Below are 25669 nucleotides of genomic sequence, written 5' to 3' on the forward strand. Positions count from 1 at the left end.
CAAGCGCCCAGGCCATGAAATGCAAAAAGGGGCCAAAAAGGCCCCTTCGTGCGTGCTGCCCCTTGCCCGATCAGGCGTCGGGGGCGGCCTTGGCCTGCGGCTCGCTGTTCTCGTAGATGAGCAGCGGCTGCGACGAGCCTTCGATGACGCTTTCGTCGATCACCACCTTGCTGACATCCTTCTGCGAAGGGATCTCGTACATGGTGTCGAGCAGCACGCCTTCGAGGATCGAACGCAGGCCACGGGCGCCGGTTTTGCGCTCCAGTGCCTTGCGCGCGACGGCCTTGAGTGCATCGCTGCGGAACTCGAGGTCGACGTCTTCCATCTCGAACAACTTGGCGTACTGTTTGGTCAGCGCGTTCTTCGGCTCGGTGAGGATCTGCATCAGCGCAGCCTCGTCCAGCTCGTCCAGGGTCGCGAGCACCGGCAGGCGGCCGACGAACTCCGGAATCAGGCCGAACTTGACCAGATCGTCCGGCTCGACCTCACGCAGCGACTCACCGACCTTCTTGCCCTCTTCCTTGCTGCGTACTTCGGCACTGAAGCCGATGCCGCCTTTGGTCGAGCGGTTCTGGATGACCTTTTCCAGGCCCGAGAAGGCGCCTCCGCAGATGAACAGGATATTGCGGGTATCGACCTGCAGGAACTCCTGTTGCGGGTGCTTGCGGCCCCCTTGCGGCGGCACGGAGGCCACGGTGCCTTCGATCAGCTTCAGCAGCGCCTGCTGCACGCCCTCGCCCGAAACGTCACGGGTGATGGACGGGTTGTCCGACTTGCGCGAGATCTTGTCGATCTCGTCGATGTAGACAATGCCCATCTGGGCCTTTTCCACATCGTAGTCGCACTTCTGCAGCAGCTTCTGAATGATGTTCTCGACGTCCTCACCGACATAACCAGCTTCAGTCAGGGTGGTGGCGTCGGCAATGGTGAACGGCACGTTCAACAGGCGCGCGAGCGTCTCGGCGAGCAGCGTCTTGCCCGAGCCGGTCGGCCCGATCAGCAGAATGTTGCTTTTGCCCAGTTCGACTTCGTCGCCTTTCTTGTCACGCTGGTTCAGGCGCTTGTAGTGGTTGTACACCGCTACTGCCAGGACCTTTTTCGCGCGCTCCTGACCAATCACGTACTGGTCCAGGATGCCGCTGATTTCTTTCGGCGAGGGTAACTTGTGCGCGTTGCTCTCGGCCTGGGCTTCCTGCACCTCCTCACGGATGATGTCATTGCACAGGTCGACGCACTCGTCGCAGATAAATACCGAGGGGCCGGCAATCAATTTACGCACTTCATGCTGGCTTTTGCCGCAGAAGGAGCAGTAGAGCAATTTGCCGTTGTCCTCGCCGTTACGGGTGTCAGTCATTCGATCGATCCAATCCGGTAGGCTTGAAACACAAGATGAAGGCAATCGCTGGCTTTTTCAAGTCCGCGCTCGGGCGCAATCCGCGCCCGAACGCTCTGGCGTATTGCTTCAGGATGCCAGTTGCCGCTTGTCGTAGACCGAGTCGATCAGGCCGTACTCGGCCGCGCGCGCGGCGCTCATGAAGTTATCGCGCTCGGTGTCGCGCTTGGTGGTCTCGAGGTCCTGACCGGTGTGATGGGCCAGCAACTCGTTCAGGCGCGCCTTGATGTTGAGGATTTCCTGGGCGTGGATCTCGATGTCGGTCGCCTGGCCCTGGAAGCCGCCCAACGGCTGGTGAATCATTACGCGCGAGTTGGGCAGGCAGTGGCGCTTGCCGGCGGCACCGGCCGCGAGCAGGAAAGCACCCATGCTGCAGGCCTGGCCGATGCAGATGGTCGAGACATCCGGCTTGATGAACTGCATGGTGTCGTAGATCGACATGCCGGCAGTTACCGAGCCGCCCGGGGAGTTGATATAGAGATGGATATCCTTGTCCGGGTTTTCCGCCTCAAGGAACAGCAGCTGCGCCACCACCAGGTTGGCCATGTAGTCTTCTACGGGGCCAACCAGGAAGATCACGCGCTCCTTCAGGAGGCGCGAATAGATGTCGTAGGCGCGTTCGCCACGGGCGGACTGCTCGATAACCATCGGGACCAGGCCGCCTGCGGCCTGGATGTCAGAGCTCTGCTGAATATAAGAATTGCGGGACATGTCCTGCACTCACTCCCAAATAGTCATGGCTTGAATACGCACAAGCCAGCGCGAAGGCTGGCTTGTGGGGGTTTCCTACGAGAGTAGCCTGTTACTCAGCGTCGGCAGCAGCCTGTGCTGGCTTGACGGCTTCTTCGTACGAGACCGATTTGTCAGTCACAGTCGCTTTCTGCAGGACAGTATCTACAACTTGCTCTTCCAGCACAACCGAACGGACTTCGTTCAGTTGCTGGTCGTTCTTGTAGTACCAGGCGATGACCTGCTCAGGCTCCTGGTAGGCCGAGGCCATCTCTTCGATGACTTCGCGAACCTTGGCTTCGTCCGGCTTCAGGTCGAACTGCTTGACCACTTCGGCGACGATCAGGCCCAGCACGACACGGCGCTTGGCTTGCTCTTCGAACAGTTCGGCTGGCAGTTGGTCAGGCTTGATGTTGCCACCGAACTGCTGGACGGCCTGCACGCGCAGACGATTGACTTCGTTTTCCAGCAGGGCCTTAGGCACGTCGACCGGGTTGGCGGCCAGCAGACCGTCCATGACCTGGTTCTTGACCTTGGCCTTGATGGCCTGGCGCAGTTCACGCTCCATGTTCTTGCGAACTTCGGCGCGGAAACCTTCCAGGGTCGATTCCTTGATGCCGAACTGGGCGAAGAAGGCTTCGTTCAGCTCAGGCAGCACAGGGGCGGAAACGCTGTTGACAGTGATGGTGAACTCGGCGGCCTTGCCGGCCAGGTCCAGGTTCTGGTAGTCCTCTGGGAAGGTCACGCTGACCACGCGCTCTTCACCGGCCTTGGCGCCAACCAGGCCTTCTTCGAAGCCCGGGATCATGCGGCCGGAACCCAGCACCAGCTGGGTGCCCTTGGCCGAACCGCCGGCGAAGGCTTCGCCGTCGATCTTGCCAACGAAATCGATGTTGACCTGGTCATCGTTGGCAGCAGCGCGCTCGACGGCCTCGAAACGGGTGTTCTGCTTGCGCAGGACTTCCAGCATGTTGTCCAGGTCGGCGTCAGCCACTTCGGCGCTCAGGCGCTCGACGGCGATCGACTCGAAACCGGCAACGGTGAATTCAGGGAAGACTTCGAAGATGGCGACGAACTCGAGGTCCTTGCCTTTCTCGAACGATTTCGGCTCTACGGCAGGGGCGCCAGCCGGGTTCAGCTTCTGCTCGACAATGGCTTCGTAGAAGGAAGCCTGGACCAGGTCACCGAAAGCCTCTTGACGGGCATCGGCTTCGAAACGCTGGCGGATCACGCTCATCGGCACCTTGCCCGGACGGAAGCCGGCAACCTTGGCGCGCTTGGCAGTCTGCTGCAGACGCTTGTTGACTTCGTTCTCGACGCGCTCGGCCGGAACGGCGATGGTCATGCGGCGCTCGAGAGCGGAAGTGTTTTCAACAGAAACTTGCATGGATATTCCTCGTTGCACAGACGTTAGCCGGCGATAGCCCGACTCCAGAATCAAGGGCAAACATTCTAGTGACTCATCAAGCAGAAGTCACCCCACCCGGATTGTCGGCGAGCCGCGCCGGTCGATTTCCTTGAAAGGCCCGCCCGCCTTGGCGTCGAGCCTGTTTCATTCACGGCCGCGCAGGCCCTTGTGGCCCGCGCGGTTGTAAAACCTTGTCAAACAAACAACAGCCAGAAAGATCGTCCGGCTTACTGCGGATCGAGGTCGTTGAACTGGCAGTATTCTTCCCAGGCCATGCCCAGCGCCTCGGCCACCTCGCGATGAGTCTCCAGGCGCATGGCCTGCAGTTGTTCCGGCGACTCGGCGATCAGTTGCAAGGCATACTCCCAGGGCTCGACGCCCTGCTCCTGCGCCGCATCCTCGAACGCCCACTCGATCTGCTGGGCCTGCTCGCGGGCATCCAGCTCGCGGATCTCCTCGAGCAGTTGCGGATTGGCCTCGGCGAAACGTTGCAGCGCCAGGGCTTGGCGCGCTTCTTTTGCAATCATCTGCGCTATTCCTCTGCCGGCATCTCGGCCAGCCCTTCAACCGGCTGAAATCTATCAGCTTTTATTGCTCCGCCACCAGTAGCCACGAGGCCCGTACGGCAGAAACGAAAAAGGCGCCCGATCATCCGATGCGGGCGCCTTCTTCAAATATGGGGTGGACGATGGGAATCGAACCCACGACAACCGGAATCACAATCCGGCGCTCTACCAACTGAGCTACGCCCACCATAATGCAGTGTTGCGGTACAGCCTTACAGAAACATGGTGCGGACGAAGAGACTCGAACTCTTACAGCTTGCGCCGCTGGAACCTAAATCTGGTGCCAGAGCTTGGTCTATTCGCGAAACCCTTTAGATACAAGGGCTTGGCGCGCATCTTACACAGGTGGGACACACTATGCAACGCTAAATTCGTGTCCCAAGTGTCCCCATGTGTCCCGGTGTGTCCCGCCCTAATTTGGGTGGGCCCACGGTCGCCGCTCAGGGCCTACTCTGCCCGAGCCACGAATCAGAAAATGTGTCCCAACTAGGCGGTAGTGGCTTCACCATAGTTGAAGAACGTGTCGCGCTCTACCGACTCAAAAGCGGTCGGCTGTGCAGGTGTAGCTTCCAGCGCATTGCGCGCCTGCATTAGATTTTCCGGTGCCAGATGCGCGTACCGGAGAGTCGTGTTGATGTTCTTGTGGCCCATCCAATGCTGGACAGAGGCCAATGGGACGCCACGCTGTACCAGGCGCGAAGCGCAGGTGTGGCGAAGCATGTGAACGATAAACTGCGGGTCTTCTTCCATGCCCATGTAAGCGCGCAGAGTGGCCCACTGGTGACGCAGAGACGAAACGGTGAGCCCTTCAAATGTAGTCAGGTTCATCCGTCTGCGGTGCAGGATGCGCGCCACGCGACTGGTAGCCGGGATGGCACGGGCGTCTCCATTCTTGGTTTGTCCGGCGTACAGGTGGATCATTCCTTCCTGGAAGTCAGGAGCACTGAGCCCGAGGAGTTCAGCACGGCGGAACCCTGTATCGACCGCCACAATGATGAAGTCATGAAGACAGTTGAGCCCCAGGTGCTGGCACGCCTTAAGGACGTTGCCCTCTTCCTCCGTGTTCATCCAGCGGATACGGTGCTTGCCTTCTTTACGGCGGATCATACGCGGCACACTGAGGAGCCAGTTATGGTTCACGGCGGTCTTGAGGACCATAGAAAGAAGCGACAGCTTGCGGTTCACAGTCGAACCTGAGTTGCCCAGGTCTTCAAACTCCAGAACCATTTCAGTGATGGTCTCGGTCGTGATGTCGCTCAGCAGCGTATCGGCCCCTAGTGCTTTCAGCACGTTGCCGCCATTGAGTGTCATCGTTTTTTCAGACTTGCCACCCTTCCACTCCAGTCGGAATGTCAGGTCGTAGGCTTCTTGAAGGGTCTTGCGGGATTTCAGCGGGGAAATGGTGCCGGTGCCTTCGCCACGTACCGCCTTGGGTAGCGCGGCCCTCCTTGCGAGCTCTCTGGCCTCATCGGCCTTCGCCTCTTCCTCTGTGGCGAACGTTTGTCGGTAGCGGTCGTTACGTGACCCAAGCGAGACTAGATACTTATTTCCCTTCCTGTATATGGGCATTTTTGTCCTCAGATTCGAACAAGTTTTCGATGAATTTGCGCCCGGTGTCAGTGAACACCAGTTGCTTCTTACGCCAATCGTTCGGGTCTTCCTTAGCGACCAGGAAGCCCAATCCAGCGTCCGTGCGCCTACCACGCCCGTAGCTCGCAGCGTAGCGGGATGCGACAGCTACACCTACCCCAACCAGGTCGGCCATTTCCGAGATACCTACAGGCTCCTTTTGCTGGGCAAGAGTGAGCAGGTAGATGACTTGCCGGATGGGCATTTTGGGGTCCAGGTCGTGGAACTTCTCAAGTGCCGTGACCAGGCTTGTGATCTGTGCGCTGTCCATGTTTCTTAACTACCACCTTGTTGAAAACCAAGTGAAGGCCTAAGAGCCAGATATGATTCTCACAGATGGAAAAGTAATAGTCAAGGAATATTCCCGAACGCGAATATGTTTCGAGGAAGAATTCCCATCCGAACAATGTCAAAAACACGCCTTTGGATCCTTTTGATGAGCCAGTGGCGGATAATTGTCACAAATGGAAAGGTATTGTTCAAGCGACATTTGCCACGCTAACGAATTCTCTTTCAAGAGACCTTATCACGGTCAAAATCGAAAAATCCGAGGAGTCTACGCCTGACGCAGCTCACGCGAAACAGCTGTACTGTAAATTCATACAGCCCGCAGCTAAGGAGAAAAATTCTTCCGGAGACTACCTCGGTTGCTACACGGACGATTTGGGGAGATCGGAGCAAATCAGGGAACGAATCCGTCCTGATAGCGGAACGCCACAGAAGCTTCGAATACCGTAGCCCGATCAGGACGGGGTTGTATAAAGAAAGCTTCATCTCCTGCCATCTCCTGCTGCTCCATGAGGCTGGCGCGACGGAGCGTAGGGATCGACTCAAGCCCCGGGCCCGGTGGTCCGACATCCCTGAAGCAACCGGACTAACGCCCTCCCCTAGTCCACAGAGGCAGCCTTCATGGCTGAGGAAAAATCTAGAGCAATACATCAAAATAATACGCATATAGATTCAGGGAAAAATTATTCTGAATTACCTTGCATGCCCCCATTAGCCTGACTATTAATTACCTCTGGAGAATGGGGGGATGGCACAATGCAACCAAGATTCGTTATCGTTCCAGCAATACCTTTGGAGAATGAGTCTTTTCAGATTGGCAATCGTTTTTATGCCGCCACGAGCTCTGCCGGATTCGACATTTACGACAATCAGGAAAAAACAAGATTAAAGCGCGGCTTTTCTAGCAGGACATTAGCTATCGCAGAGTGCGAAAAGCTGATTAATGACTCGCGCAACCCGTCCGAGTTATTCCCGGTACTGCGGACAGAATGTTGTGAGCGAGAAAAGTAAGCGCCATGACAACATCCACTGATAAGACCGAAAAATATTACGGCGCTATTGCAATTGCCGCTGCCCTTTTATTCATTTGCATCGCTTATGAATTTTCGGAGGCGCAAATAATATGGGCAATTTTACGCCACTCCTAGAATTACTGTTTATTATAATAGGGTCTTTGGTGGGTGTAACTCTGGCTACAGTTTTTCTCCAATGGATCGTCTAGCTCCTGTTGAGGAGTCTCGCTGACCCAGCGATCAGAACCCACAAGCCGTCCATCCACCTGCATTCACTGGAGATGTCCACATGGCTAGCAAGCCGGCTGCTGCTCACCAAGCAAAGCGATACACCCAGGATGACCGTCGAGTAATTATACTGGAATATTTCAATTCCGGGCTATCGCTAACCAAGTTTTGCAAAGTAAAAGGGCGACCCTCTTATCAGACAATGAAGTTATGGCTCTGCATCTCGCCAGATTTTGATGAAGGCAACATGCACTCTCCCTTTAACTCTAAAAGGCCCCTAAGCGAGAGTATGGATACCCAAAGCGAGCATCAGACTATCCAGACAATAGCGGGCAGACTTGCTCTCTTGCACATTCAACTAGCTGCCATCCAAGAAGAGATCGACTCTCTGAACCAAAAATCTCATCTACAGCTATTTGACATACAGCAGCTCGAACGACTACGCGCCACAACAAAAGCTAGCCAGAAGAAATTAAATAGCTGAAAAGTGTAAACCAGACGAAACAAAAAAACCTATACAGTCGCAAAAATTTGTACAACTCTACACCCATTAGTCGGCTTCTTTCCAAGCAGCCCAAAAAAACGTTACCCAAGTGACCTACTGCGCTATTGTGGATCGAACCACAAGACTAAGTCGTAGGGGACTGAAAATGCGCGTTCGAGGCGAAGTATTTTGGGATTGGGCTGATCCTACGCTACACCACCGAACCCATGACGAGGCGTTGGGCAACGGTACGACGATTGATGTCCAGGTGAGGTTGTCACGAACGGGCAGCACACAAATGTTTATTGGTGTGTATGCAAGCTCCGGCATGGCCCTTCATGAAGAGGCTTTCGATTCTCGTCCGGGCGAATCAATGACGCGAGCATTGGCTTGGGGAGTGGGACGCGCACGGCGAATAGCAACAGCCCATCACACTGAAAACCGCTCCATTGCTTGATGCCAGTTAGGCCCTGAGGGCCCTTGGTCATGGCTGGGTAATGAGGGCAGGCCCAGTCCACCAAGGGCCCACACCGTTGATTTAGTCCTGCTCGCCCCCTGCAAAGTCTTGCCGTTTCAAGCATGTGTTCCCAGCGCTTATCACCGCGCAAAAAACAGATAGCCGAACGTCCACACGCTCAGGATTTGCCGCTGAGGGCCCAAAAAAGCCCCACAAAGGGCCGGTAATGGCCGCCTGTGAGGCTGAGAAGGTGGAGCGCGGGATTCTTAATCTGGTGACAGGCCCTGTGTTTACTGGGGTTTCCGGCCATGTGGGACACATTCCGGGACACATTGGGCTGCCGCTGGGCCACTTGGGGCCTGCCCGGAGGGTTCTCAGAGGGCGGATTCTGGCCGCTCGCTGGGGGCACCGGGGGTAGTCGCGGCCCATCAGTTTCGAGGTGGGCTCTCAAATTTTTGCAGCAAAATCATTTGGCTCCCCTCGCTGGTACTATGGTGGCTTTTAGGAACCACTCAGAGGGACGCAGGTGAGATTCGTAGCGATGGCTTTGCTTTTATGTGTTGGGGCCGCAGATGCCCAGGCCGCAGTGAATGGGCGGTTCAGACAAGTGGGTATTGGCACGATGGGATGCGGGGAGTTTGTCCGTGCGGCTAACGACAACATCATCCAGGACGCCGTAGGGATATGGTTGAGTGGCTACTTCACGGCCTACAACAACGTGACGGACGGCACCGATGATGTGACCAAAAAGACTGGCCCCGATGACTGGACCCTCTGGATACAGCGCTGGTGCAAACAGAATCCACTGAACAACGTAGGCAGTGGCGCTGAGGCTTTGCTGATGACCTTGAGGGCTGATGCGACCCATCTACCTTCTGCTCATAAAGGAAGGTGATGGTGATGGTCCTCTATTAAGGACCACTAGAGATGAATCAGTGACTGCATCTCCATGATAGACCATTAGGAAACCTCAGTTAGCCCCCCTACCCCCCATAAAGAGAGTGGAGAGGTAAGGTTCCCAATGGTCATCATCATCAGCAGTCAAGCCATGACGGACACACTGAGGTTTCCCTACAGTCCGAACAGTGTCCGGCACCACGTAAGCCGTGATGTAGCCCCCGGATAAACGTCTCCGTCATCCTATTGTGGTCCCTCGGAGACTTGGGGGCGAACGTGCAGGGAACGGGCTCTCATCTTGACAGCCCCGTCAATGAACTGGAGGAGATCTTCTGCGCACCAAGGTTTCAGGAAAAAAACCGCATTAGACGGAAGCTTCTCCTCACTGACATCACTGCCTGACATTAAAAGCGCAGGGGTATCTGGCCAGCGTTCATGGTATATCGAGATGAATTCCGCCCCGCGAATGTCTCCAGGGACAAGATGATCAACAATGAGGGCCAAGCACGGAGCAACATCCTGGCAGTATGCAAGGGCTTCGTCGCAGGTAGGAAAGGCTCGGCACTCTGCCCCAACCTCCCCCACAATCTCCACCACCAGGTTACGGAGAAGGGGGTCGTCTTCGACGATGATGATCTCTTTGGGGTCCGCCAATGCCGGCACGGGTTGGTTAAGCATGGGGCTCCTCCTAGATGAACCAGTGTTTCACCGAAGGTCGGCTGCGTCCAATCATTTAGTACATCTTTTAACGGGAGCCCGCGTTGCTGCCCATCCAGCCTTTTGCACGCTGAGGTCGGCCCAGTACGTGGCCCATGAACCTCTTCAATTCAGCATCCATGTTCTTGGTCCGCATCTCCTGGACAGCCTTGTCGTTGTCCCGAGCCATGTGGTCTACCCAGTACGCCACTGCCATCGCCAGGGCATCGAGCCGGTCATCATGTGACAGGGCCCCACGGTCGCGTGTGAGGCGCGTGAGCTGGTAGAACAAGCTGTACTTGATGTCTGCCTGCGCCGACTCAAAGTCCCGCTCAATCAGCCTCTGGTCCACAATGAGACGATGCTGCGTAAGAACGGGTTCCAGGGTGTCGATGATGCGCTGCTCTTTCTGCTGCGAGTGCTTCACCTCTTCGACCAAGCAGCGGTGATGCTTCTGCAAGATCGGCTGGAAGAGCTTGGTGTACATGCCGTCACCGAAGTTGGCTTCGATGATGATGTGGTTCGCTTGGTGCGCCTTGGCGATCTTGGCGAGCGTCTCCAGTGTTTCATCGGAGTAGCCACCACGGAGGCCCCCAGCGGCCACCAGGAACAAGTTGCCCATGAGGACTTTCACTACGGCATAGCCGGTTTCGTCTTGACCACGGCCCGAGGGGTCAATAGCCATGACGCATCCGGTGTACTCGCTCATCTCGCTGGCGTGCCACATAGGCCGGTAGAAACGGTCCCCGGTGAGCGCAACGGTGGGCATATCGTTGATGCAGAGTTCAGGCGATGCAGCCCAGGCCAACTTGACGTGAGCCATGATCGGGTTGAGGTTCATCACCATCAGGTCTTGGACCTTGAGCGGGAACTTGTCACCGTCACTGAGGCTGGTGTCCAACATGAACTGGAGGGCGAAGCCTGCGCGACCATAGGAGGCCATACGCTCCATCAGGTCTTTCTCATCGAACCTTCGTGGGTCCGATGGCTTGCCCGATAGTGTTGGGTCCGCTTCCATCGCTTGCGTGATGAATGGGGCCAGGCTGCCCTTGTAGTGCGGCACCTTCTGGAGTGTCGGGTACAGCGCGGGCCACACGCGGATTTCATAGCCGCGTTCGGGGAGCCGGTTATACAAGGACATCTCACACTGAGGTGTGCCCAGGTAGATGATGCGTGCCGACTGGAGCGGCTTGAGGATCGCATCGAATTCCTTCACGGCCTCGGAAAGCTTGTCCCGCATCATCTGCGTGGCAGAGTTGTTCGGGATTTCGATGTCGTCCGCAATGATGATGTCAGCACGGGAACCAGTGATCTGACCCATGATGCCCACGGACTTAACCGAAGGGGACTGGTCAGGCAGCGCGGGGGCGACCTCAAACGCTACCATCTTGTCGATCTGATCCGGCCCCGGCTTGAGGTGCTGGAGCAAAGGCATTTCGTGGATGAGGCGTTTGACGAAGGTGGAGAAGGCATCGGCGCGTGCGCTGGAGGCGGACACTACCAGGATGCGGAGTTGGGGATTTCGCCACAGGAGCCAGCACACGAACGCGGCTGTGACCCATGACTTGCCCACTCCTCGGAAGGCTTCAATGACGCATCGCCGGGGACCATGTTGCAGGTATCGGGCGATGTCGTATTGGACGGGGGTGGGTTCAGGGAGGTTTAGGTGTTTCCACACCAAGTAGATAAACTTTCGAAAATCCTCCTGGGCGGGATGGACTTTAACGCGGTCAGCCATACGGCAAAGAAACTCCTTGGGCCCACGCAGGAACGAGCCAAGGCAAAACCGTAAGGCAGCCCAGGACGCGCCTGGGGGCACCTGTTATTGTTTTATGGATTGGTTAGAAATAAAATCTGAGCTTACGCCCATCAACTACATAGCAGGGATGAAATGAACGCTCGCTTAAAGGAACAAAACACTCAACTCCCGCCCGCATTTCACTCTAGCTATGAAGCTTGTTTCACCGCACACGACATCGCTGTACAAATGCTAAAGTCGGGCATGGAGCAAAGAATATTTGACATCCCGATTGACAATGAATACCTCCGAGCGCACGAAGTCCCGGTAGAAGACATTTCAACTTGGCTAGACAGCATTGCAGACAAGTCAAAAATCCCAGACCTACTCATAAGCAGGATGTTCCCAGCTATCCTTTCCGACATGCTTCATTATGTATTTGAAGCACTAGAAGCTTCACGTAAAGGGAAGCTCGCCGTAGCCTACACACTACTGCGCAAACCGTTGCAGGATAATTTATTTGTTCTAGAAGCAATTGTTGATGACCGCGACTCATTTGCTGAAAAATTCTCATATTCCCCGCCGAAGCTCGACCACGGTAAGAATGGTGGCCTTGATGGACACAGGGCGAGAATCCAGAGAGTACTCGACAAGATGGGTAAGGCTGATGCATTCAATGCTGATTTCCTTACCCAGTTGAGATACGATAAAAGCAACTCTGATAGCTTTGACGGATTTTGCAACAAAGCCACGCACTTGTTTACAACAAAAACAGCAATCGTAACCAAACCCTATCAAGCGAATTTCATTTTCTCTTCTTATCGAGACACGGTTAGCCAGTGGTCCTACCTTTACAGCAGATTGCCTTACGTCCTTCTGTACTGCATATCAATCCTAGAACACATATCTGGAAGATTCGCACTCACCCCAGCAGACTACTCAAATGACATGGATAGAAGACTGAGCGCTGGCTACATATTGAGCCTCACCGCTGTTATCGATGAATTTAAATCAGACCATCTATACGCCCTCGCAGAGTCAAAACTTGGCTGGCTTTACAAGCACTGCGAAGAATCTGAATTCCCCTTTGATGACACTGAAAGCATAGATATAGAAGCTCTGATTAGGATGGCGGAAACGGGGGCTTTTCCTGGCGAATCAGAAGAGAGAGTCCAAATACGCGATACTTTTTATCGCGAGTTAAGCGAAGCACTCAAAGCTGAATATGAGAAGCTAGCGTGACAACGTAACTACATTGTCATCGTCAAACACTGGGAGGTCGCTAAGGTCTCCCATTGTGGTTCCCTTGGGGGCCAGGGATTCAATCTTGTTGTCTTTCAGGAACTGGCGGATGACGTTGAGATAGGCCGGTGCAGGTGGCGAGCGCACTAGCTTTCCATCCTCCATCACGCCTTCGCCGTCGATGGTCACGGGGACACCCCGCATGATTTCGAGGCACCACACGGCGAACTCGTTGTGGACTACTGCAAGTTCCTTTTCGGTTGCTCTATCCGAGGACATGGTGGACCACCATTTCGAGTGCTTTAGGGAAGCCGAGGTAGTTCACGGCCATGGTGATAGCTACGCCCAAGGCGAGCCATTTGATTTGAGTGAGGTTGTCCTGGATGTTGGTCAGGGCCTCATTCAAGGCTTCGGTCATCTTCTGGACCACGCCCAGTTCTTTTTCTTGCGCCTCCACGCGGACCTCAAGACGGGTCACGCGGCGGTCGATTGTTTCGCTCATTGTTGTTTTCCAAGTAGTGCCCCCGGTCTCCCGAGGGCGAATCAGTTAAGAGGTTGTGGTGGTCTGGACCCACAGGGCCGTTTGGGCTTCCCCGGAAAGCTTGAGCGCCTCCTGGAGTTCGGCCTTGGTGGCCTGGATGGTGCTGTTGTCCGCAAGTACCCAAGTGATGGTATCGGTGTCGCTCAAGGCCACGATGGACCTAGCCATGCGGTTTTGGCTGGCCTCATCGCCGTTGAAGGTGTTACCTGCCGTGGTGGTCACGGTGATAGCTGCCACAGCATCGGCGCGGCTCAGAATGAACTCCATCCGCGTAGTGGAACTGGTGACAGCGAAGTCCCCCACAGTCCCGAAGTCCCCAGCTACTGCGCGGGTGAAAAGCTCGCGCCCGTAGTCGTGAGGATCATCTTGAGTAGCTGTGAAGGGAGCATCGCCAATGCCCGTGAATGTGACTGTCAGGGTCACTGCGGTCTTGTCCGCATTGGCGTAGATTGGGCTTGAAGCGGCGGTGTATACCGCGGAAGTGGTGTCAGTCATTACGCAACTCGCAACATAACGGTGGCCTTGTAGCCGGAGGATAAGTAGCCGCAGACCATCCAAGTGCCGGCTGCTGTGACGGAGGATTGATAGTTGTACGCCCCGTAGTAGATACCGGAGCCCGCCAACAAGGTGCCTGGGGCGTAATTACCGCTGGCCCACATGAAGGCGTAGGTGCCTACCCCACCGACCGCTAAGTTGCCAATTTTGGTGGCGAAGTTGGTGTCCGTGAGGATGTCCCCGAAGTCGGTTGAATCCACCGTTGCCCGGAGCCCGGAACCGGACCAGCCGAGTTTCACCACGTTTGTAAGCTGGTTCAGCCCGGTGCCCTGCTGTACGGGCGTGTAGCCCAGCGCGCCCTGGTAGTTCGCAGGATTGAAGTTCGCGGAGGTGTACAGGGCGTACCAAGCGGACCATGTGGTTTCACCCGTGGCGTATCGGTAGAAACGCTCAGTGCCAGCAGAGAACTCCTGAATGATGCCCGTCAATGCAGAAGAGTCCTTCCACTGCCCATGGACCGTGAGGACACCGTAGGTAGGGTCTCCGACACCTGGGATATTCAGGCCACTCGGGCCGCCCCCAATAAAGCCCACGCGGGTTCCTGTGCCATACAAATCAGCAGGCGTTGCGGTGGCCATAGTGGTTTGCCGGAAATCCACTACCGCTCCCAGTCCGTATGTCAGATGAGACGGGAAGTATTCCAATCCTGTTTCCGTGGAGTTCTGGCGTAGAGCCTGGAGCGCCTCACCAGACGCTGCAGGGAGCTTCATGCTCGCGGCATACCCGGCTGCCTGCTGCTCAGACGTTGCGGCATTGGTCTCGCTGGCTTTCGCAGCGGCCTGAGAGGCGGCACTGGCTGTCTCCGATGCCGAAGCTGCGGCTGCCGAGTTCGCGGCATTGGTTTCGCTTGTTTTGGCAGCAGCCTGGGAAGCTGAGGTTGCGGCTTCTGCGGCCTGAGTGATGGTATTGAGGTCGTTCACAGCAGTCGTGTGAATCGCCTCCAGGTCACTGTTGGCGGCTGTACGGATAGCCGTGGTCTTGTCGATGGAGTCCTGCTCAATCGCAAGCATGGTGTTCTTGAAGTTGACGTTCATGTAGTTGAGCGTCATCAGGTCTTGCGCATCTACAGGGTCTGCGAAGTCAGTGCCACGGACACCTTGCCCATCCCATACGCCATCAGCGGTCAGGTGGATGCTGGCCTGGGTGCCGTCATACGCCTCCTGGGCGCAGTACAAGTTGTACGTGACCATCAGGTCCAGGTCGGCTTCCAGGAGCGTGGAGCCATCCTGGAAAGAAACAATGGCGGAATCCTTGGGAGTGATCCGACGAATCTCGACCACGCCACCAGCGGAAGGCGCGGAGGCGATCTTGATGGTGTACGAATCTACCCAAGTGAAGTCCGTGACCACTGTGTCCACGGACACCTGGATATGGGCTGTGTCCAGGTAGGGGAAGTTGAAGGGGAAGTTTGTGGTTGCTCCGTCCGCTTTCAACTGGACGTAGCTGTAGGGTGTGTAAGCCAAATAGAGGGTTCCAAAAAAGAAAACCCCAGCCGAAGCCGGGGTTCCCGTTGAGGTGGTTATGTCAGTGCTGCTTCGAGCCGGTTGGGTAGTCGTTGGCGATCATGTTCAACATGGTGCTAACGAGCGCTACGTTGTTCAGCGGCAGGAGTCGAGCCCAGTTCTTGATGTCCGAAGCGGACGTTTGGGAGTCATCAGAGAGCCCGTTCTTGACGAGCTTCTTCATGGAGATGAGGCCGTTGATGGCCTGATAGGTTGGGTTGGAGACAAAGCTGGACAGGTCGCTGGTGGTCCGCATCCCCGAGAACAGCGGGTACGGAGACACCGTGTCATAGAGGTTAGGCAGAAGAGAAGCCTGAGAAATTTTGCCGAAGCTGTTGGCCACAATCTGGCCGGGGGCCATACGCTGGTCCAGGAACTTCTGGCGGTTCTCCTCATCCATCCCCATGGAATCCAGCATGGTCCGGCCCATGTAGGTCAGGCTCGCCAGGAATCCCCCGTGCAGGACAGTGGACAACGTGGCCCAGTCCCGGTGGTTCGCGGCGAAGAGCATGGACTTGTTCCAGCCGTGCATGGTGAAGGCCATGAACTGGAACATGGCTTTTCCTAGTGTGGTCCCCATGAGTGGAATCATGGAGCTAAGGTCGTTCTCCTGGATGACACGGCGAGACTCACGGTGCATCGCAGTCATGAACCTGGAGTAGTTCTCAGGGGAGTCCTTAACCCAGGCCCCGAAGTCCAGCTTATGGGACGGCCCGAAGGCACCATTCCGGGGAGTGCTGTACTTCTTGAGGTCCGCCAGAACGCCGCTCGCTTGTTCTCTGCTCATCCCCATCCAGGCCAGTCGGTCATCGGTGAGGAGCTTGGACGCCGCACCATTGGCGTGATTGACCCAGTGATTCACCAGGGCGATAGCGTGGATGCGCTTCTGCTGGATCATGAGCGGTGTCATGCCGGTGTAGTCCAGGACGCCTTTGGCGACCTTGCGTAGCCCGTTGTCCACGGCATCCAGCTTGCGGTTGAACGCGGTGTCACCGTTATGGCGAACCCAATCGTCCTTGGCGCTGAAATTCAGGCGGGCCACGTAGTCAGCCCCGGCACCTCCGATTGTGTTCTCCAGGTGGTCCAGGAGGTCATCCGGGGCCTTGCCGGTGGCGATGTCACGGCGCAATGCGCGGAGAGCGGGCACGGCCTGGAGCGTGGCCTTCCATCCCATGGACCCAGTGATCTGCGATAGCTCGGAGACTTGGTTCCATACCGCCCCGCCCATGAGGCGGATGACGTTGAAGTTCCGCCACATTTCCAGGCTCTTGTTGAGCGTGGAGAACTCCTCCATCGGGAGGCCCTGGATGCGGTCGAAGGCGAACTTCAAGTCCTTTCGCATACCGGCCACGTTCGCGCCTGGGCGCATCCCTTCCCCGAACTTGTTCTCCGTGGCGGCCATGATGGCCTTTTCGATGTCCTGCCCCTTGTACACGTCCAGGTGCTTTGCAAGGGCCACGCTCCCTGCCATACGGCGCAGGTACGGCTCCACTACTTCGAAGGCGTTGGTGTGGATGAAATCGTTGAGAGAAACAGCGCTCTTCGTCCCATCGGCACCAGTCCAGTTCTCGGTGTGCAGCTCGTTCACGGAGTTCCGGTTCTTGAGGCTTGCGGCAGTACGCCCCGCATCAGTCCCCTTCGTGGGCAGCATATCGTCCATGACCCGGACGGCCTCCTCTTCGGAGTAACCGCCATTGAGCATCAGCGAGTGCTTCAAGGCTTCCCGGTCGGTGCCCATCATCATGGAACCCATCGCGTCCTGCGTGCGGTTCGCATGGGCCTCTTCGACAGTCCGAACGTACCACTTCGCCCAGCGGTTGGCGGCCTCATCCGAGATGCCCTCACGGGCTCCCTGATACGCCCTAGCCCACCAGCCGGTGACAGCTTCGTGGCCCCAGGTGTTGACCATGGAGTTCCACTTGTTCACGTCATGCTTTCGCGGGAGGTAGTTCGGGTTCTTTTCCAGGGTGCCGACCACGGAGGTAGCGCCCGTGTCGGAGTCACGGATTTCCGTTTCAGTCAGGCCCAGCTTGATCCGCCCTTCATCCTTGAGCGGGTTGTTGATGTAGTCCGCCACATGGTCCAGGGTCTTTCGGACGGTCTCACCAGCACGCACTACCTCATCAGGGAAGTCAGCATCCCGGCCCCGGATGAAGTCCGACACCAGGCTACCGAAGTGGTCAAATGCCTCAGCCTTCTGGTGCCACTTGAAGCCATTGGCCTGGAACCACTTCTGGAACTGCGGGAGCGAGGCTTTCTTCATCTGCGTGGCCCAGCCTTCTGCCCACTTCGTGGTGTCGTCCCAGGCATTGGGCCCGACCACGGAATGGTTCTTGTAGCCAATGGACGTGCCGAAGAGCTTGGCGGCCAGCGCACGGACTGCGGTTGGAGAGTCAGCTTTGCCAAGCTTGTTTTCCAGGCCGAGGCCCCAGCCGAATACTTCGGGGATGTGCGCAGCCTTCGCGGCCTGAGCATCCACGCTGCCTTCCAATGCGGGACTGCGCACCGTCCTGGACACGCCTCCTGGGCGGGTAAGTGGGTTCGCCAGCTCCACCAGGCGGGACAGGGCGTTGTGTTCGTTTTTGCCGATTCCTAGCAACTTTCGAAGGCCACCGACAAAGCGGTCCCACAAGGAAGCATCGGGCTTGCCTGGAAGGGCCTTCCCCTTGAGCCACTGCTGGAACCGGGCATTAGTCAGTCCGTAGGCGATCATCTCCTTGGGGTTGTCCAGGTTAATCCCCAGGCGACCCTCCAGAGCGCTCTTCCAGTGTTCCCCGAACTCACTCTGCGCAGCCTTGAGCATCGAGCCGTGCAGCGTGCTGAGGTCCGTAGTGGCCTTGCTGATCTGCGGGTCCGTGGACATCAGGCGGTCGCTGGTGGCGTGCATCTTGTACACGGTGGCTGCGTGGACCAGCTCATGCACGAAGGTTTCTTCATTCAGGCCGGACAGGTCCGACAGACGCCCGGTGGGGCTCATGTAGGAATGGCCCCGGAGGAACATTTGAATGCCATCCCCGGTGGACTGGTGCGGGGTGAGAACCGCGCCCTTAGCAGTTTTAATTACCGCGTCCATCGCCGCATTGCCAAACTTCTGGCCCTTTTCGATGACCTTGAAGTTCATCTTGCGGAGGTCCACAGCCTTGAGGACACGGTTCAGCACTTTGACCGTCTCGGGGTTCTTTGAGTACGCCCGGACGTAATCGGCCAACTGGCTCACGCGGCTGACGCCACTGGGGAGGATCAGGTTGTCATCCCGGCCGCCACTGGCTTCGTAGCGGGGGGTGTCCCACTCTTCGCTCCAAGGCTGCTTGCGCCCAGGTGTAACCACTGATGGTTCCTGCGGCTCATCCCGTGGCTCACCCGCTGCCGGTGGTTCCTCTGGTGCCCGTGGCTCCTCGGGCGGCAAGTCCACGGTCTTGGGTTCCTCCCCCGGCGAGTGGATGCGGGCGGAGCCTCCGTCCTCAGTCCGCCAGATAATGGCGTTGCCAGGGGTGTTCTTCGTGTCCACGTCCTGGCCGAACCTGCGTAGAAACTCAGGCTGGCTCAGCGCGCCTTCACCGGGGCGCATGAGGCCCGAATCGGTAAGCTCCTTGATTTGCGCCTTGCCGGACTCCTGGCGGCCCCACTGGGCCAGGCGGGCGTTTTCCTCAGCCAGCGGCCCCTCTACGTGAGCGAGGCTACCGCCAATGGCCCCGAGGCCCAGGCCCATCGCAGCGGAGATGTACAAGTCGTCATCCGTGCGGAGCGGGTTGTATCGGTTCATCAGCGCGTCATAGCCCACGTTGGTCCCAGCCCCGACCACGCCCATGCGGACTGCGTTGGCAATCCGTGAGCCAGCCGTGAGTAAGCCTTCGCCGCCCATACCGGGGACAAATCCGATGAGCGTGGGCAAATCCACCAGACCGCCGACTAAACGGCCCCCAAAGCCTGCGACTCCCATTTCAGACAGCTTCTGCTCATCCTGCATGGACTGCTGCATACGGGAGCGCCGGAAGTCAGCATCGGAGTCACTTGTGGCCTGGAGGATGTAGTCCCAGTTCTTCTCGGGAATGCCCTCCAGGTACTTGCCAGCCTTGTCGTTGTCCCAGGAGAAATTCCAGTCCGTCGATTGGGTGCCCCTGTCCCGCCACCAGTTCACCACGGAGTTGTCCGAGGCGAAGCCCAGGGCCAGAGCTTGGGGGATATTCTCTACGTTGTTGATGAGCCCCCCGTTCTCTGCCCGCTGCTGGGCCTGCATCTGCACCAGGTCCGAGGCGGAAGCGCTCTGATCCGGGTTGACCGAATCGCCGGAGGTGAAAGCGGAGGACAGGGGGTCAGGCTTTCCCGAGGGGGTCTGCCCTGCTGCGGGGGTGGTGCCGTTGAACTTGCTCAGGTAGTCCCGTGTTTCCGGCCAGGGACTCCCTGCGGCCAGCGCCTTGGCAGCCCGAGGGCCGCCGTTGTAGTCGGCCAGGGCCATATCCATGTTGCCGTTGTACTTAGCCAGGCTGTCCCGCATGTAGCGCCCAGCGGCATCAGCGGCCTGGGTGTAGTCGTGGGGGTCAGTGACGCCATATGCCTTTTGAGTGGCGGGCATCAGTTGGAACGGACCTTCGGCGCCCTTGCCGCTTTCGGCATCGAGGTTGAACGATGATTCCTCACCGCTCATTTTGAACAGCGTCCCTTGAGGGAGGCCATATTGTTGCTCGGTCGAATCAGTGATTTTCCGGGCATCTTCCAGAGAAATTTGAGTCATTACTTACCTTTGTTATTGGAGGTACTGCGGGTCAATAGGATTCAGCGCACGCTGCACTTCGGCGGCATGTTCTGCATTAGCTGCGGCTGTCTTGGCCTTGAGGTCTGCGGCGTAGGTGTTGCCGATCCACTTCTCCACCTGTTGGCGGGAGTAGTTGAGGACTTGGTGATTCACATCTGTGAGGGGCACTCCCCCGGTCCACATGGTGTAACCGCCTCGGTCATTGGGCTCCATGCGGATGTTCCCCTTGCCGATGTCTTGGTCATCCGCGACCTTCCCTGGCACCTCGTCAATGAAGCGCTCTACCCACTTCCCCCGGTCTTCTCCCTTGGGGACTTGAGGTAGGTCTTTATTCAGGTACAGGGTGTTGTTGATGTTCGTGGAGACATTCGGGTCTTGCAGGTACTGCACGGTGGCCTTCACTGCGCTGGCCGCATCGGGCACCTGGCCGGACTTGAGGAGGAGTTCCGACCTTCGCCGGATGTCCGCCTGGACTGCCGTGAGGTTCGTCTGGTCATTGCCCCAAAGCCCCTCAGCCCAGTGGACGGAGCGAGATAGGAAACCGGGGTTCACCACGTCATTCACAGCGCTCGCTACGTTGGCCTTCATGGCCCCCATATCGGCCTCGGTGACACCGGAGTTGCCGCCCTGATAGACCAGGGATGCCGCTGAGTTGGCATCGGGGAATCCACCCTTCTCCATCAGGAACTGGATGTCGGAGAGCTTCTGGTATGCCCCACCGGCAAGCTGCTGGGCGTATGCGGGGTTCACCGCGTTGATGTGGTTGAAGGTGTCGATTGCGCCCTGGCCCTGCTGGTTAAGCTGGCCCTGCTGCTTCCCGTCCGGGGTCCAGCCGAGGGACGCCAGGTTGGTGAGACCGGACTGGAGAATGCTCTTCCACTGCGGGTTATCCACCTTGTTCGTGGAGTAGAACTGCACCTGCTTGTCGAACGGCATCTGCTCCTGCTGGACACGGTTTGCCATGTACTGCTGGGCGTACTGCTCAGTCTCGAAAGCCTTCATCTTGCCTTCGGGGCTCATCACCTGCTGGGGCTGGAGGTACGCCAGGTTGCCTTGGTCGATGGCTACCCGCGTGGATTGCTGGGCGTTCGCCATGGACTGCTGGGCGGTGGACAGAAGCTGGAAGCGGTTGATGTTGTTCTGCCGCTGATTCAACTGGGACTGGCTATGGTTGATGACAGCGTTCCAGGTGCTGGCTGTGACCCACCGTTCGTTCTTCTGCGCCCAGTCATTGAAGCCCTTCTGGTCCAGTTCACCGGCATCCGCTTGGGTCAGGAACGGGCGAATCTCATCATCCACACGCTTGCGCTGGTTCTGGTCATCCATGCTCTGCGCGTGGAGGCTCACTTCGGCAGCGGTGGTGCCGCCCAGCGTGGACGCCACAGTGGCACCGGATGACAGCTTCTGAGCCAGGAGCGCGTCCACCAGGGACTTGTTCCCGGTCTGCGCGATCTGGACTAGCGTGTTGTTCAAGGTGGTCTTGCGGGCATCGTCCCGGAGTAGCGAGGTGGACGACAGAAGGTTGAACCGACTGGCGATGGCCTGGGCGGCTTGGTCAGTGGTGCCGTTGAACTGGTTCCCAGTGACATCCCCGACCACGTTCATGAGGTTGTCGCTTGACTGCTGGATGCCCTCGGTGATGGCCTTGGCGTTCATCGTCCGTGCGTTCGTGTCGAACACGTTCATGCGGAAGGCGTTATAGCCCTTGTCGAAGCCCGCCACGGCAAACTGGTTCTGCCCCTCAAGTGCCTCATTGCGGCTCTTCGTGAGGTATTCGTCCACCTGCTGCGGGTCGGTGAACTGGAGTTCGCCAGTCTGGATTTTCGACATGGTGTCCCGCTCCATGCCTTGCATCAGGTTCTCACCGTAGATGTGCTGGAGCGTGCCCTGGAAGGCTGGGGACTGGGAGGCCAGGATAGAGCCGTCTTTGATCTTCTGGCCCAGCTCGCCCACGGTCATGGAGTCGGCTGTGTCCTGGGCTTTCTGCCGCTCCTGCTGGTCCTCAGCGGAGCCGAACTGCTGTAGCGCCTGGGGGATCGCTGAGGAGCCCAGTGCCTGGGCCAATTGGTTCGCCTTCAATCCAGCCGTGTCATCCAGGTGCGCCCGGACTGGCTGGAAGGCGATTGGGTTTACTTGTTCCATGCCCTGGACGCCAGGGTCATAGTTCACTTGTCCACGCATGGGGCCTCCTTATGAGCCATTAGGGGTGACGGTGGTTGAGCCGGAGTTGGCCCGGAGCTGGGTGCTGTAGGCCCCGAGAGCGCTGGAGCCGAGGCGGCTGGCCGCTTCCAGGTAGTTCGGGGAGTCCACAGAGCGGAGGGAGTTGAGCGCGCTTTGGGTGCCGTAGTAGTTGTTCTGTAGCTGGGTGTTGTTGTTCGCTACGGTCGTGCTGTAGTTCTGCTCTACGGATTGGTTGTAGTTGTCGCGCTGAGCCGAGAGGTCGGCCAGGAGCGCATCCACAGAGTTGCCCTCTACGCCCGCTTCACTCGCCTGGGCGCGCGCGGTGGACATAGCCGCTCGGGCCTTGAGGTTGTTCTGGTATTCCTGCTGAGAGGCGGACTGGCGGGCTTGCTCGTTCGCATACCCGGTCTGCGCTTGGTTGTCCTGATACGCCTTCAAGTCGTTCTCAGACTGCTGCTCTTCATAGGCTGCGGTCGATTTCGCTTGCTGGTTCTGCTGGACCACGGACGCGGTGGTGCCAGCCGCTGCGATGGCCGTTGCGGCCCACGCTGCTGCTACGATGGTACACATGGGAATTGGACCTTCTGGAATTCCTGGAAGGCTTCGCCATCGGGGCCGAAGGGTTCCGGGTCGCAGAACTCAAAGCCCAGCCAGCGGAGCCACAGGAGATGAACAGGGTTGCCCGTCCACGCCCGGTTCATGAGGACCGGACGGAGTTCGTGCATTTGGTTGATGTAGTCCCGGCAATGAGCCAGGAATGTCTTGCGGGCTTGCGGAAGCTCAGGGGAAGCGAGCATCCAGGGAGCGCCGACCATATCTGTCAGCGGAGCCACACCGAAGATGGCGACCACACGCCCATGAACCAGGAAGGTCCAAGTGCGCAGGGAATCCATCTGCCCAAGGAGCAATGCTTCCAGGGGTTGCAGGCGGGAGGACTTCCAGATTTCGTCCCGGTCCTCCTCCCGCATGTTGGCGGCCAGCTCATGGCAGTGTGTCGGTGTCGTCTCAAGTACCCACGCGACCTCAGACAGCCTGGCTGCGTTTGACAAAGAAGCCCTCCCAGTCCGCGCTCAGGAAGGCCGAAGGCATCGGAGAGTCGTTCTGAATGACGATGGTGGCGTCCGTGTTCTGCGTCATGATGGGGAACGTGAACTTGCCGGTGCTTAGCTCTGCCTGTCCTAATGTGGCGCTTGGGGTGCCCAGTACCTTGCCCGAGTAGGTATAGGTGTAAGTGTCCCGGTAACGTGGCGTCACCTTCACCTGGAAGTACCCGGTGCTGGCGAAGTTCACGGACGCCTTGCGAAGCTGGAGGCGGCCTTCGGTGTCGCTCTTGGTGCCCCCGCCTGCGCTTTGGGTCTTCACGGTGATGGTGCTTAGCTGGAAGCTGAACACGTACCGCCGACCGACGATAAGGTCCGAGGAGGTGTAATTCCCCTTCACCTTCGCTGTTGTCCCATCCCACACAATTTCAGCGACCACTCCAGGCTTGAGGGTCTGCCCGGTGGCGGTCACGGCCATGTACGTGCCGTCATCCATAGCCCACGAATGCGGGATGGTGGTGTAGCCATCCGCGTAACTCAGGGTGTCTTTCGTGACGTATTGCTTTCGGTCCAGGTGAACCAGGTACGGCTCATTGGTGCCCAGGCTGTCCGTGGCTACAGTGAGCTTTTCGAAGTACAAGCCATCGGCGCGGTTGATCGCCAGGAACACTTCGGAGTCCAGAAACTCCGCGCTCAGGATGGTATCGGTGTCCGGGAAGGTCCACTTGCTCCAGGAGCTTTGCACCTTCGTGTCACCGTCCCAGTAGAACTTGTACACGTAGATCGAATGGCGGTCCCCGGTGGTGAGGACGCACAACATATCCTCAGAACTGGATGAGGCGATCTTGAACACGCCCGAAGGGATGTACTGGGGAACATGCGAAGCCACGTCCGTGGAGTCGTTGGAGACATCGTTGGTGTCCGTGAAGTATTCCCGGATGGCCGTCCAGTTCTCCCGGTCAGAGGCGAAGTACACGTTCTTGCCCACGGATTGGGGAGTGGTCAAGGCGTTGCACACGAACTCCGTGGACGGCTTGATGGAGATAGTTTTGGGCGTGAGGGTGTCCCCGTTGTCGATCAGGAATTGGACCTCATCGGAGAACAGCAGGAGTTGCTTGTTGAACGACACCGCGTGCTTGAGGATCGCGACTTTGGTGTACGTGCTGGACACGTCGATAGGGTCGCTGTCCAGAAGCTCCGTCACAGTGGTGCGGTAGAAGTTCCAGTATTTCCCCGACTCCGAGAAAATCACGGCCTCATCGGCAAGGAATCCCAGGCGGTTCCGGTAGAAGACAACATCGTTGATTGTCCGGCCCACAAAGGACGGGTCTTCGTTGGTGTCCGCATCGCCTGCCACTCTGTCCGTCCAGGTGGCTGCCTGGAAGGTGAAGGTGCCGTCCGCGTTACGTACCAGCGTGTGCGGCATGGTTGAGCCGTCCAGGCCCAGTGCCACACCAGGGCCTACACACTCACGCCACACGCCAGTGCTGTCAGTACCGACATCGTAGTAGACGTAGTAGTCGTCCGAAGAATCGCCAGGGTCGCCGGTAATTTCGAACAGGCAGCCACCGGCCTGGGTGCAGTTGGAAGGCAGCGTGGAGAACGACTGGACTACCTTCTTGTACGCCTTCATGGCGTTGTTGTTGAAACCATCGTAACAGTCGATGGTGAAGTCCGCGGTGCTGGTGATGTACAGACAGGAGCCCGCCCGCACGCATGTGAAGCCCGCGCTTTGGATGCCCGCCACCAGCTCCGTGGCGATGTAGTCCGTGGAGGCCAGGGAGGTTTTCGTGGCATCGGACCCATCTGGGGTCGCGTATGTAGCCACGGTCACGCCGTTGAGGATGACTCCGTAGGTGCGCCCGTAGTTACCCTGGATGACACTGATGAGTGCCTCGGGCCCACGGGTGGCACTCACGGCAGTACGGTTCGCCACGGTGATGGCCTTGTTCACGATGAACGTGTAGTCCGCCACGGTGATCGCGGTGAAGTCGCTTGCCGGGTCACTTGCGGCCAGGTAGCCGGTTCCATCCGGGAAAGACACCGTGCGCTCAGTGCCGTCTATGGCAAATACACGGAGTCCGCCGTTGGTGATCGCCACTTGATAGCGCTCGCTGGCATCGCGGTTGATGGTGTGGACGAATGCCGACTCCAATGGGGAGGCTGTCACTCGGGCCAGGTGGGTGGTTGGAGGGCGCTTCATCAGCCCCTCAGAGACGGTCGAGATGCCGTTCTCCTGGGCATCCAGTTGGGAGGCCAGGCGGAGGGTGAATGGTTGCTGTGAGACGCCGTTAACGAAGTTCGGGATGGAGGATGAGATTAAGGACAT

Annotated in this window: 22 protein-coding genes and 1 tRNA gene; 5 read left to right on the top strand and 18 right to left on the bottom strand. The window is 57.8% G+C overall.

Going from position 1 to position 25669, the window contains the following annotated elements:
• Positions 1 to 70: 70 nt before the first annotated feature.
• The 7 genes from clpX to K5H97_RS18695 form a co-directional block, all read right to left on the bottom strand.
• Positions 71 to 1354, bottom strand: coding sequence for an ATP-dependent Clp protease ATP-binding subunit ClpX (gene clpX / locus K5H97_RS18665; protein WP_028692635.1), 1284 nt, complete (start codon positions 1352 to 1354; stop codon positions 71 to 73).
• A gap of 108 nt (positions 1355 to 1462) precedes the next feature.
• The gene (clpP, locus tag K5H97_RS18670; RefSeq protein ID WP_028692636.1) at positions 1463 to 2104 is read right to left on the bottom strand and encodes an ATP-dependent Clp endopeptidase proteolytic subunit ClpP; all 642 of its coding nucleotides are present in this window, start codon (positions 2102 to 2104) and stop codon (positions 1463 to 1465) included.
• Positions 2105 to 2195: 91 nt separating this feature from the next.
• Entirely contained in the window at positions 2196 to 3509 is a 1314-nt protein-coding gene (gene tig, locus K5H97_RS18675) for a trigger factor (protein WP_028692637.1), read from the bottom strand.
• A 248-nt stretch (positions 3510 to 3757) separates the two neighbouring features.
• Positions 3758 to 4057 (bottom strand): DUF6388 family protein, encoded by a 300-nt coding sequence (locus tag K5H97_RS18680; protein ID WP_028692638.1) that lies wholly within the window; start codon positions 4055 to 4057, stop codon positions 3758 to 3760.
• A gap of 150 nt (positions 4058 to 4207) precedes the next feature.
• Positions 4208 to 4283, bottom strand: a tRNA-His gene (locus K5H97_RS18685).
• 299 nt (positions 4284 to 4582) lie between these two features.
• Entirely contained in the window at positions 4583 to 5665 is a 1083-nt protein-coding gene (locus K5H97_RS18690) for a tyrosine-type recombinase/integrase (RefSeq protein WP_009683201.1), read from the bottom strand.
• Entirely contained in the window at positions 5640 to 5996 is a 357-nt protein-coding gene (locus tag K5H97_RS18695) for a hypothetical protein (RefSeq protein WP_028692639.1), read from the bottom strand. The genes K5H97_RS18690 and K5H97_RS18695 overlap by 26 nt, the downstream gene beginning before the upstream one ends.
• Positions 5997 to 6769: 773 nt before the next feature.
• On the opposite strand from K5H97_RS18695, the gene K5H97_RS29750 reads away from it, so the two are divergent.
• The 4 genes from K5H97_RS29750 (at position 6770) to K5H97_RS18705 (ending at position 9090) form a co-directional block, all read left to right on the top strand.
• Positions 6770 to 7024, top strand: coding sequence for a hypothetical protein (locus K5H97_RS29750; protein WP_081791642.1), 255 nt, complete (start codon positions 6770 to 6772; stop codon positions 7022 to 7024).
• Positions 7025 to 7315: 291 nt separating this feature from the next.
• The gene (locus K5H97_RS18700; RefSeq protein ID WP_009681798.1) at positions 7316 to 7738 is read left to right on the top strand and encodes a hypothetical protein; all 423 of its coding nucleotides are present in this window, start codon (positions 7316 to 7318) and stop codon (positions 7736 to 7738) included.
• Between the two features lie 166 nt (positions 7739 to 7904).
• Positions 7905 to 8195 carry a hypothetical protein gene (locus K5H97_RS29755; RefSeq protein ID WP_081791643.1) on the top strand — a complete coding sequence of 97 codons (291 nt, stop codon included), beginning with the start codon at positions 7905 to 7907 and terminating at the stop codon, positions 8193 to 8195.
• A 541-nt stretch (positions 8196 to 8736) separates the two neighbouring features.
• Positions 8737 to 9090 (top strand): HdeA/HdeB family chaperone, encoded by a 354-nt coding sequence (locus K5H97_RS18705; RefSeq protein WP_028692641.1) that lies wholly within the window; start codon positions 8737 to 8739, stop codon positions 9088 to 9090.
• Positions 9091 to 9335: 245 nt separating this feature from the next.
• Here K5H97_RS18705 and K5H97_RS18710 read toward each other — a convergent pair whose 3' ends face one another.
• Entirely contained in the window at positions 9336 to 9770 is a 435-nt protein-coding gene (locus K5H97_RS18710; protein ID WP_051555757.1) for a response regulator, read from the bottom strand.
• A 67-nt stretch (positions 9771 to 9837) separates the two neighbouring features.
• Positions 9838 to 11526, bottom strand: coding sequence for a phage terminase large subunit (gene terL, locus K5H97_RS18715; RefSeq protein ID WP_028692642.1), 1689 nt, complete (start codon positions 11524 to 11526; stop codon positions 9838 to 9840).
• A gap of 264 nt (positions 11527 to 11790) precedes the next feature.
• Between terL and K5H97_RS18720 the strand changes: the two genes are divergently transcribed.
• A complete protein-coding gene (locus K5H97_RS18720; protein WP_155952725.1) occupies positions 11791 to 12768 on the top strand; it encodes a hypothetical protein in 978 nt (325 codons plus the stop codon).
• On the opposite strand, the gene K5H97_RS18725 is transcribed toward K5H97_RS18720, so the two are convergent.
• The 9 genes from K5H97_RS18725 to K5H97_RS18765 form a co-directional block, all read right to left on the bottom strand.
• Positions 12760 to 13047, bottom strand: a complete 288-nt coding sequence (locus K5H97_RS18725; protein ID WP_028692644.1) for a hypothetical protein — start codon at positions 13045 to 13047, stop codon at positions 12760 to 12762. The two genes, K5H97_RS18720 and K5H97_RS18725, sit on opposite strands and share 9 nt — an antisense overlap.
• Entirely contained in the window at positions 13034 to 13270 is a 237-nt protein-coding gene (locus K5H97_RS18730; protein ID WP_009682604.1) for a hypothetical protein, read from the bottom strand. Before K5H97_RS18730 ends, K5H97_RS18725 begins: the two co-directional genes overlap by 14 nt.
• A gap of 45 nt (positions 13271 to 13315) precedes the next feature.
• A complete protein-coding gene (locus tag K5H97_RS18735; protein WP_028692645.1) occupies positions 13316 to 13804 on the bottom strand; it encodes a DUF4376 domain-containing protein in 489 nt (162 codons plus the stop codon).
• Positions 13804 to 15327 carry a phage tail fiber domain-containing protein gene (locus tag K5H97_RS18740; RefSeq protein ID WP_028692646.1) on the bottom strand — a complete coding sequence of 508 codons (1524 nt, stop codon included), beginning with the start codon at positions 15325 to 15327 and terminating at the stop codon, positions 13804 to 13806. The genes K5H97_RS18735 and K5H97_RS18740 overlap by 1 nt, the downstream gene beginning before the upstream one ends.
• Positions 15328 to 15388: 61 nt before the next feature.
• Positions 15389 to 20098, bottom strand: coding sequence for a transglycosylase SLT domain-containing protein (locus tag K5H97_RS18745; protein ID WP_028692647.1), 4710 nt, complete (start codon positions 20096 to 20098; stop codon positions 15389 to 15391).
• Between the two features lie 12 nt (positions 20099 to 20110).
• Positions 20111 to 22300: a hypothetical protein gene (locus tag K5H97_RS18750; protein WP_028692648.1), complete on the bottom strand. Its 2190-nt coding sequence runs from the start codon at positions 22298 to 22300 to the stop codon at positions 20111 to 20113.
• A 9-nt stretch (positions 22301 to 22309) separates the two neighbouring features.
• Positions 22310 to 22870: a virion core protein, T7 gp14 family gene (locus K5H97_RS18755; RefSeq protein WP_010953257.1), complete on the bottom strand. Its 561-nt coding sequence runs from the start codon at positions 22868 to 22870 to the stop codon at positions 22310 to 22312.
• Positions 22855 to 23349, bottom strand: a complete 495-nt coding sequence (locus K5H97_RS18760) for a hypothetical protein (protein ID WP_155952726.1) — start codon at positions 23347 to 23349, stop codon at positions 22855 to 22857. Before K5H97_RS18760 ends, K5H97_RS18755 begins: the two co-directional genes overlap by 16 nt.
• On the bottom strand, positions 23324 to 25669 hold the full coding sequence (locus K5H97_RS18765; RefSeq protein WP_028692649.1) for a phage nozzle protein: 2346 nt from the start codon (positions 25667 to 25669) through the stop codon (positions 23324 to 23326). Before K5H97_RS18765 ends, K5H97_RS18760 begins: the two co-directional genes overlap by 26 nt.

This window comes from Pseudomonas mosselii (genome assembly GCF_019823065.1).
Lineage (GTDB): Bacteria > Pseudomonadota > Gammaproteobacteria > Pseudomonadales > Pseudomonadaceae > Aquipseudomonas > Aquipseudomonas mosselii.